The sequence below is a fragment of the Cellulomonas sp. P4_B5_2 genome, from assembly GCF_056402235.1.
In genome coordinates this window covers 1-9,123 of sequence record NZ_JBFUHU010000142.1, presented here as the reverse complement: position 1 = coordinate 9,123, position 9,123 = coordinate 1, and the positions used below count along the sequence as shown (strand labels likewise).

The 9,123-nt window shown below is 72.7% G+C and carries 10 protein-coding genes; 5 read left to right on the top strand and 5 right to left on the bottom strand.

Going from position 1 to position 9,123, the window contains the following annotated elements; all coding sequences use genetic code 11:
* The 3 genes from AC1DUQ_RS11795 to AC1DUQ_RS11785 form a co-directional block, all read right to left on the bottom strand.
* A partial coding sequence (locus AC1DUQ_RS11795; protein WP_477073841.1) for an anaerobic C4-dicarboxylate transporter family protein occupies positions 1-742 on the bottom strand: 742 nt, incomplete at its 3' end.
* A 31-nt stretch (positions 743-773) separates the two neighbouring features.
* Positions 774-1,175 carry a hypothetical protein gene (locus AC1DUQ_RS11790; RefSeq protein ID WP_477062197.1) on the bottom strand — a complete coding sequence of 134 codons (402 nt, stop codon included), beginning with the start codon at positions 1,173-1,175 and terminating at the stop codon, positions 774-776.
* Positions 1,172-2,284 carry a M20/M25/M40 family metallo-hydrolase gene (locus AC1DUQ_RS11785; RefSeq protein ID WP_477073840.1) on the bottom strand — a complete coding sequence of 371 codons (1,113 nt, stop codon included), beginning with the start codon at positions 2,282-2,284 and terminating at the stop codon, positions 1,172-1,174. The genes AC1DUQ_RS11790 and AC1DUQ_RS11785 overlap by 4 nt, the downstream gene beginning before the upstream one ends.
* A gap of 157 nt (positions 2,285-2,441) precedes the next feature.
* On the opposite strand from AC1DUQ_RS11785, the gene AC1DUQ_RS11780 reads away from it, so the two are divergent.
* The 5 genes from AC1DUQ_RS11780 (at position 2,442) to AC1DUQ_RS11760 (ending at position 7,440) form a co-directional block, all read left to right on the top strand.
* Positions 2,442-5,087, top strand: coding sequence for a winged helix-turn-helix domain-containing protein (locus tag AC1DUQ_RS11780; protein WP_477073839.1), 2,646 nt, complete (start codon positions 2,442-2,444; stop codon positions 5,085-5,087).
* A gap of 94 nt (positions 5,088-5,181) precedes the next feature.
* Positions 5,182-5,658, top strand: coding sequence for a DUF6325 family protein (locus tag AC1DUQ_RS11775; RefSeq protein WP_477062194.1), 477 nt, complete (start codon positions 5,182-5,184; stop codon positions 5,656-5,658).
* 6 nt (positions 5,659-5,664) lie between these two features.
* Entirely contained in the window at positions 5,665-5,904 is a 240-nt protein-coding gene (locus AC1DUQ_RS11770; RefSeq protein WP_477062193.1) for a hypothetical protein, read from the top strand.
* 11 nt (positions 5,905-5,915) lie between these two features.
* Complete coding sequence (locus AC1DUQ_RS11765; protein ID WP_477062192.1) at positions 5,916-6,308, top strand: DUF7144 family membrane protein; 393 nt, start codon at positions 5,916-5,918, stop codon at positions 6,306-6,308.
* Complete coding sequence (locus AC1DUQ_RS11760) at positions 6,292-7,440, top strand: peptidoglycan-binding domain-containing protein (protein WP_477062191.1); 1,149 nt, start codon at positions 6,292-6,294, stop codon at positions 7,438-7,440. Before AC1DUQ_RS11765 ends, AC1DUQ_RS11760 begins: the two co-directional genes overlap by 17 nt.
* A gap of 18 nt (positions 7,441-7,458) precedes the next feature.
* Here AC1DUQ_RS11760 and AC1DUQ_RS11755 read toward each other — a convergent pair whose 3' ends face one another.
* A complete protein-coding gene (locus AC1DUQ_RS11755; protein ID WP_477073838.1) occupies positions 7,459-8,268 on the bottom strand; it encodes an HpcH/HpaI aldolase family protein in 810 nt (269 codons plus the stop codon).
* On the bottom strand, positions 8,253-9,038 hold the full coding sequence (hpaH, locus tag AC1DUQ_RS11750; RefSeq protein WP_477062296.1) for a 2-oxo-hept-4-ene-1,7-dioate hydratase: 786 nt from the start codon (positions 9,036-9,038) through the stop codon (positions 8,253-8,255). Before hpaH ends, AC1DUQ_RS11755 begins: the two co-directional genes overlap by 16 nt.
* Positions 9,039-9,123 lie beyond the last annotated feature (85 nt).

The following is a 9,123-nucleotide window of genomic DNA, read 5'->3' as shown; positions in this document are numbered from 1 at the left end:
CGGCGACCCCCGACGGACCGGTGACGTCCGGACCGAGGCCTGCGCTGCCGGACGACACCGCCCCGGCGGGGACCCCGACGGCCACGGCCGGGGGAGCGACGAGCTCCCCGGACGCGATCTTGGCCTGGACCTCGGGGTCGTCGTCCAGGTCCTTCCACATCCGGTTGACCACGAGGGACGTGACGATGATGCCGATCACGCACGCCGGGATCGTGATGGCGAGGATCTGGGTCAGCCCCAGGTTGTACGGCTCGACGTCCGTCAACGTCAGCATGGCGGCCATCGCCGCCGAGACGGGCGAGGCCGCGAGCGCGATGCCCGACTGCACCACGGTGACGGTCAGCGGGCGGGAGGGTCGGATGTGGTTCTTGTAGGAGACGTCGTAGATCACCGGCAGCAGCGGATAGATGATGTTGCTGGTCCCGGCGCCCACGGAGAACGCGAAGGCGGTCAGCGGTGCGATGAGGGTGATCTGCTTCGGGCGCCGCTCGATGACCCGCGCCGCGACGCTGACCATCCAGTCGATCCCTCCGGCGGCCTGCATCAGGGCGGCGCTCGTGACGACGGCGAGGATGATCGCCATCGCGGCGGCGGGTGGCTCGCCCGGCGCCTCGCCGAAGACGAAGACCAGGATGAACGTGCCCAGGCCGCCCCAGAGCCCGACGCCGACACCGCCGGCCCGGGTGCCCATSACGATGGCGCCGAGCACCACCAGGGCCTCGAGTACGAAGCTCACGCTCATGCCGATTCCTCCGTCCCAGTCCCCCGCGCGGTCATCCGGTGGTGCACTGCGTGTCGAGCGACTCCGCCAGGGCTCCGAAGGCGTCCCGCACGTCGTCGACCGCCGCCGACAGCAGCGGCGCCGCGGTGTCCTGAGCCTCCGAGCCCGCGGCGAGCTGGAGGTCGTCGACGGCCGTGCGGAGCCGGGAGGCCGCGGCGTCGAGGCGGTCCTCGGAGAGCGCCTCGAGCTGGTTCAGCTGCGCCTTCGCGGCGACCGCCTTGGCGGCCACGCTCGCGGACGCACCCTCGGTCTGCGCCAGCTCACGCAGGTCGTCGACGGTGGCGGTGAGCGCGGCGTARCTCACGCAGGGGTCCTGGTCGGCCGGGTCGGCGCACCCGGCGACGGTCGCGGTCGCGACGACGACGAGACCGAGCCAGGCGGCGGGCCGCCTCATCGGGGGGCTCCGGTGACGATCGCCAGGAGCACCCGGCAGGCGAGGACCATGTCGTCGACGGCGATGTGCTCGGAGGTCGCGTGCTCGTCGACCATCCCGGTCGGCAGCGCGACGCAGGGGATGCCCTTGGCGTTGAAGAAGTTCCCGTCGGTCCCGCCGCCGGACTTGCGCGGGACCACGTCGAGGCCGACCGAACGGATCGCGGCGGCCGCCTCGCGGTAGGGCACGGCGTCCTCGTCGATCTTGTAGGTCTGGTAGATGGTCTCGACGCCGAAGTCGACGGTTGCGCCGTGGCGGTCGGCGGCCAGCTGGGACGCGTAGCGCATCGCCTGGAGCTGACGGTCGAGCTTGCCCTGGTCGTGGCTGCGCGCCATCCCCTCGAGGACGGCCGTGCCGGGCACGATGTTGCGGGCCTCCCCGCCCGTGAACGTCCCGATGTTCGCGACCGTCTCCTCGTCGATCCGTCCCAGCGGCATCCCCGCGACCGCCTCCGCRGCGACCTGCACGGCATTGATGCCCTTCTCCGGCTCGACGCCGGCGTGGGCCTTCCTGCCGACGAAGGTGATCGTCAGGTAGACGGACGTGGGCGACCAGTAGGTGATCGAGCCCATGGCTCCGGCGGTGTCCAGCACGAACCCGTGGCTCGCCTCCAGCAGCCCCACGTCGAGCTGCCGGGAGCCGACCAGCCCGCGCTCCTCGCCGACCGTGACGACGAACTCGATGGTGGGCACGGTGTCGTCGGGGTGCTCGCGCAGGAGCGTCAGGACCTCCAGGCAGCCGGCGATCCCCGACTTGTCGTCGGCACCGAGGATCGTCGAGCCGTCGGTCCGGACGACGCCGTCGGCCACGATCGGAACGATGCCGCGATCGGTCCCCGCGGTGTCCATGTGTGTCGAGACGAGGATCGTGCGGTCGGGGTCTCCCGGGCGGACGGCGACGAGGTTGCCGACGTGGTCTCGCCGGACGGCACATCCCAGATCCGTGAAGCGGGCTTCCAGGTCGTGTCCGATCAGCTCTTCCTGACCCGTGGGACTGTCGATCGCGACCAGGTCGAGGAACGTGCGCAGGAGTCGCTCCCGATCGACGCCGTCGCGCAGCACCGTAGCCATGTCGCGAGGATGGCAGCCGCCCGGGTAGGTGGTCCCCATCCTCGACCGGGTGGGGCGCACCACGGACGCGCCGCGGACGTCGATGCTGGTCATCGACCGACATGTCCGCAATGATCGAGTTCGAGCGATTGCTCAGGCTGGTCAAGGGGGGGGTCCCGTGACGCGCAGCGGATCGGGCGGGCGCCTCCCCGCCGACGCAGCGACCTCGTTCTATGGGTCGCGGCTCCATGCACCCCCGAACCCGGCCCGCTACCTGCGACGGCCGCGCCTGGTCGAGCTCCTCGATCAGGCGACGTCTGCGCCCATCACCGTGGTGGTGGCTCCTGCGGGGTCGGGCAAGACGTCGTTGCTGGCCGACTGGCTCTCGTCGGCCGCCGTCCCGACCGCGTGGGTGTCCGTCGACGAGACGGACCGGGACGGCGGGCAGCTCTGGGCCGGCGTCACGGTCGCGCTCGGCGAGCTCGTCGACGGGCCGACGGCCGGTGTGCGAGGCGCTCGTCGTCCTGGCTCGCCGGCTGCGGCGGTGGCCGCGCTCCTCTCGGGGCTGGAGCAGGCGGAGCATCCCGACGCGGCCGTGCTGATCATCGACGACGTCCACCTGGTCGACGACGACGAGGGCATCGTCCGGTCCATGGCGATGTTCCTCACGTCCGTCCCCGCGTGGCTCCACGTCGTGCTGCTCTCGCGGCGCACGCCGAAGCTGCCCATCGACCGGCTCCGCGTCCGCGGGCAGCTGTCGGAGGTCCAGTTCGCCGAGCTCCGGTTCTCTCCCGAGGAGGCCGGGTGCATGCTCGCCCGCCTCGACGCCTCGCTGGACCAGGACGAGGTCGGCGAGGTGGTCGATCGAGCCGGGGGCTGGGCCGCGGGTCTCCAGCTCTCGGCGCTCGCGTCGCGGTCGGACAGGGCGCAGCCCGCGGCGATGCCTCGGGCCGACACGCGGGGGCTCCTCTTCGCCGACTACGTGTGGCGTGAGGTGCTGGGAGCCGAGCGTCCCGACGTCGTCGGCGTCCTCCTGGACACCTGCGTCGCCAAGCGGGCCGACGCCTCCCTGGCCACCGCGCTGACCGGGCGCAGCGATGCCGGCGAGCTCCTGCTGGAGGCCGAGGCGCGCGGCCTGTTCGTCACCAGGCTCGGCCCGTCCGGCTGGTTCGAGGTGCACTCGGTGGTCCGGGACGAGCTCCTCGCCGAGGCGGCACGCCGGTCGCCGCAGCGCGTGGCCGATCAGCACGCGCGTGCCGCGCGATGGTTCGAAGATGCCGGCGAGGTGGCCACGGCCCTCGAGCACTGGATCCTCGCCGGCCGGCCACGCGACGCGCTGCGGCTGCTCGCGGGCCGGGTCGAGGAGCTCTACGACTCCGGGCGCGAGGCGACGATCGCACGCACCCTGGCTCAGATCCCGCTCAATCTCGCCTCGACGGACCTGCAGGCCCTGATCGAGTTCGCCTGGTGCCACCTGCTCGTGGACAAGCACCGGTTCCTCGAGACCGTCCGGGCGGGCGAGGGCAGGGGGCACCTCGGCGTGGAGGCTCGCACGCAGACCGGGCGGCTGACGATGCTGCAGTCCGTCGCCGCCACGGTGACCGGCGACTGGAGCAGGAGCCGTGAGCTGACGGCGGAGTCGATGGCGCTGCTGGGGGAGGACGTCCGCACCGACGAGCTGGGGCGGTTCGGCTGGAACCTGCTCGCGCGCGAGGTCGCGCTGAGCGAACGGTGGGACGACGGCTCCGGCCAGCTGGAGCAGATCCGGCTGGAGCTCGGTGCGGACCCGGAGCGTCGGCTCAGGTACGAGGGCATCCACGCGCTGGGCGAGGCGCTCGCGGGACGTCCGCTGGACGCGTTGYGCATCGCCGCCGGCGTCCGGGACGTCGTCGCGGTGGGCTCGATGACGATCCTGTCCGCCGAGCTCGGCATCGCCGAGGCCCTCGCTCACCGCGAGCTCGGAGACCGAGCCCGAGCGCTGACCGAGCTGACGTCCTCCTCCCCACCGTGGCGCGACCCGGTCACGCACGCGCAGTGCCTCGCGATGCTCCAGCTGACCGAGCTGCGGCTCGACGACGGCGACGTCGCGGCTGCCGACGAGTGCTTCGAACGCGCCCACGAGTTCGTGCGCAGCGAGTTCGCGGGACCGGGTGGCCTGACGTGGTTGGCCCGGACGGGGACCGTCCTCTGCCTCGCCTCCGGCCGGATCGCTGAGGCCCAGATCTGGGCCGAGCGCGTGGACGACCGGTTCTGGGGTGGGGTGGGGCTCGCCCGCGTGCGGCTCGCGGAGGGCGGTCGGGCCGAGGCGGAGGCGCTGCTCGACCAGGTGGCGCCACGCTGCCCGCGCCACGAGGTGGTGCGGGATCTGCTGCGCGCCCGGGCCGCGGGATCCCATCCGCTCGCCCTGGAGTGGGCAGCACGCGCGATCGCGCTGGCGACCAGCGTGGGGCTCGTGCAGACGGTCGCGTCCGAGGGCGCCGAGGTCCTCGACCTGCTCGAGGTCCAGGCCGTCGTGGCACCTCAGGTGTGGCTCGACCGGGTGCGGAGGGCCGCCTCACCGCACGCGACGACCGTCGTGGACCCCAGCCCGCCGGGAGAGCACCTCACCGAGCGCGAGCTCGGCGTCCTGCGGATGCTGCCGAGCCGGCTGACGCTCCCCGAGATCGCCGACGAGCTGTACATCAGCGTAAACACGCTGAAGTTCCACCTCAGGGTCATCTACCGCAAACTGGGTGTCGGCTCCCGGCTCGAGGCGGCCGACATCGCCCGGCACCTCCACAGCGAGAGCAGATCGCGGGTGAGCGGGGGCGCGCACGGGCGCTGACGGTCGCGTTCACCCCGTGCAGGGTGGTGCCAGCCCACCTGCCACCACCCGACGATGACACGGTGATCTCCCTCCTCCGCCCCGGGACGAGTCGATGAGCGACGCGGCCGGCCGGCGCCCGGCGCACGAGGCACCCGACGCAGACCTGGTCGAGTACCTCGTGATCGTGGTCCCGGACCTCGGGGCGTTGGACCGACTGGTCCCGGCCCTCGGAGAGCTCGTCGAGGCCTCGGCGATCCGGATCATCGATCTCGTCTGCGTCACCCGGAACGAGCACGGTGGTGGGTTGACGGTGCTCGAGCTCGAGGACGTCGAGAGCCTGGCGGGTCTCCGCGACGTCGAGGGACAGGTCGGAGGACTGCTCAGCGCCCACGACATCGCGACCGCGTCGCTGGCGGTCGGCCCTGGCTCGTCCGCGGTGGTGCTCCTGATCGAGGGTCGGTGGGCGGCACGGCTCTCGTCGGCCGCCCGGCTCGCCGGTGGGCGCATCGTGGGAGGCGAGCGGATCGCCCGGCGGCGTGTCGAGGCGGCGCTGGCACCCGAGGCGCACTCTCGCGGCACGGACCGGTGAGCACAGATGCACCGAGTTCCCGGCTCGCGTACCGAGCACCCCGACCTGCTCAACCGCACCCGGCCGGCGAACCCACCGGAGGACCCGTGGGCGGCGCTRCTCGTCGATCCGGCCGCTCAGCTGGCCGAGCTCGCCGACCTGGTCGAGCGCGGCCTCGCCACCCCGGAGGAGTTCGAGAGTCAGCGCAGGAAGGTCTTCGGAGACAGTGAACGGCTCGACCACCCGCACCACGACCACGACGAGTGAGAGGTTCGACCATGAGTGAGCACCGCAGCGGCTTTGCCGTCGGCGTGACTGTCTTTGCCGCGACGATGTTGATGGTGACCGGTGTCTTCCAGGCCATCCAGGGGCTGGTGGCGCTCTTCGACGACACGTTCTACGTCGTCGGCCAGGAGTGGATCTTCTCGTTCGACGTCACGACGTGGGGGTGGGTCCACCTGCTCGTGGGCATCCTCGTGGCCGCGGCCGGCGTCTTCGTCCTCGGCGGGGCGGTGTGGGCACGCACCGTCGGCGTGGCCGTGGCGTGCCTCAGTGCGGTCGTCAACTTCGCGTGGCTCCCGTACTACCCCGTGTGGGCGGTCGTGATCATCGCGATCGACGTCTTCGTGATCTGGGCGCTGACCGTCCACGGCCGTGACGTCGTCAGCTGAGCACGGCCGCGCGACCCGGCTGGCGCGCCTCGCGGCAGTCGTCGGGGCCGCGTGCCTCGTGGCGGCTGCGAGCGGGTGCACGGCCGAGTCGCCGGTCGCCGCGGCGCAGGCGAACGTCGCCGAGAAGCAGGAGGCACTGGCTGACGCCCAGGCGAACGCGGCCGACGCCTCGGCGGCGTTCTGCACCGCGAGCGCCACCTACCTCACCGCGCTCGACCGGTACGGCGACGTGCTCCACGACACGGCGCCGACCGTCGGCGACGTCAAGGATGCCGGCAGCGACCTCACGAAGCCGGCGGAGAAGACCCGGGACGCGGCCCAGGACGCGGTCGACGCGCGCGAGGCCGTCGCCGCTGCCGAGGACGAGCTCGCCGACGCGCAGGACACGCTCGCGACCGCCCAGGCCGTGGCCGCGAACCAGCCACCCCCGACGCCCACCGACGACCCGTCGAGCAGCGCTCCGTCGCAGCCGCCGGCGACCGTGCTCCGCGTCCAGCAGGCGGAGACTGAGTTCGCGACCGCGCAGGCGGGCATCACGGACCAGACCCCGCTGAGGGAGGCCGCCGAGCAGTTCAACGCCGCGGCGGTCGCCCTGGAGATGGCCTGGCTCCAGCTCGTCGCCCAGTCCGGATGTCTCACGGACGACCAGCAGGCCGACGCCGCGTCCGCGGCGAGCGCCTACACCGCGGCACTCCAGCAGTCGCTGACCGACACCGGGTACTACGCGGGAGCGGTCGACGGCATCTACGGACCCGAGACGGCCGCGGCGGTCGCGGCGCTGCAGGAAGCGAACGGGCTGCCGCAGACCGGCACCCTGGACCGGGCGACGGATGCAGCTCTCCAGGCCGCACTGGAGGCCAAGGGTGGCGCGGCGGCGGACGAGTCGTTGGCGTCGACGGCCGCACTTCAGCAGACGCTCAAGCTCGTGGGCTACTGGGACGGTCCCGTGGACGGCGAGTGGACCGACGAGCTCACCGCCGCGCTCGGCGCCGCGCAGACGACCCTCGGCGTCCCGGTGACCGGGACGGTCGACGCTGCCACGGTCGCTGCGTTCCAGGCCGCACTCGCGACCGCCCGAGAGCCGGAACCACCGGCAGAGACGCCGGAGCCGACGGAGTCGGCGACCGGCTGACGCGGYCCGCGGCCGGGATCACGTGGCGGCGGGATCCCGGTCCGGGTCGACGGTCGCGGGGGCGAACCGGTGGGCGAGCTCCTCCGACCCGCGTGCGAGGAGCGTCACGTCGGCTCCCACGAGGACGAAGGAGGCGCCGGCCTCGACGTACGAGCGTGCCAGGGCCGGGTCGAACGCGTTGACCCCGACCGGCTTGCCCTCGGCGCGCAAGGCCTCGAACGTGCGGTGGACGGCGGCGACGACGTCCGGGTGACCCTGCTGACCGAGCAGCCCCATCGAGGCGGCGAGGTCGGACGGCCCGACGAAGACGCCGTCCACGCCGTCCACGGCGGCGATCGCTCCGGCCGCGGCAACACCCTCGGCCGTCTCGATCTGCACGAACAGCGACACGTGCTGGTCGGCGTCCGCGAGGTATCCCTCGACCCGGTTCCACCGTGCCGAGCGGGAGAGCGCCGAACCGACGCCCCGACGCCCGCGGGGTGGGTAGCGCACGGCCTCGACGGCCGCCCGCGCCTCCTGCGCCGAGGACACCATCGGCACGAGGAGGTTCTGCGCCCCGAGGTCCAGGACCTGCTTGATCGTGACGACGTCGCCGACCGAGACCCGCACCATCGGGGTCACCGGGTAGGCGGCGACCGCCTGGAGCTGCGCGAGCACGGATTCCAGCCCGTTCGGCGAGTGCTCCATGTCGACGAGCAGCCAGTCCAGCCCGGAGCCTGCGCAGATCTCCGCGACGAGCGGGCTGCCCGTGCACACCCACATGCCGGCGAGCGGTCGCTCCGYCGTCTCGAGGGCGTCGCGGAACGTCGGTGTCAGACGAAGCGGCATGTGATCGTCCCCAGGTTGCGGTAGTCGGCCAGCACGGTGTCGCCCGGCTGCACCCAGATCGGACGGGTGAACGAGCCCGCGAGCACGAGGTCCCCGGCGTCGAGCCGGTCTCCGTGCTGGGCCAGCTTGTTCGCCAGCCAGGCCACGCCCAGGGCAGGGTGACCCAGCACCGCTCCCGCGACGCCGGACTCCTCGATGCTCTCGTTCCGGTGCAGCATCGCAGCCACCCAGCGCAGGTCCACGTCGTCGGGGCGGACCGGCGTGCCGCCGAGGACCATCGCGCCCATCGCGGCGTTGTCGCTGATCGTGTCGACGATCGTGCGGCCCGCGAGCTCGATGCGCGACGACAGGATCTCCAGGGCCGGCACCACGTACTCGGTGGCCCGCAGGACGTCGAAGATCGTCACGTCAGGTCCCTCGAGGCGGTCGGCCAGGCGGAATGCCAGCTCGACCTCGATGCGGACGTTCGAGAACCGGCCGTGCTCGATCACCGAGCCGTTCTCGTAGACCATGTCGGCGAAGATCGCCCCGTAGTCGGGCTCGTCGATCCCCGTCGCCGCCTGCATGACCTTCGACGTCAGGCCGATCTTGCGGCCGACGGGTCGCCGACCGGCCGCCACCGCCCGGCGACGCCACTCGCCCTGCACCGCGTACGCGTCGTCGACCGTCATGCCGGGGTGGCGCGCGGTGAGGAGCGGGACGGTGGTCCGGTCCCGCTCGGCGGCGGCCAGCTCGTCGGCGATCGCCGCGACGGTCTCGGCGGGCAGCAGGCCGGTCACAGCTGGTGCCCGAGCTTGTACTCGCCCTGCTTCCAGCTCGGGAGCTCGTCGGGAGCGTCCCCCTTGCGGGTGTACG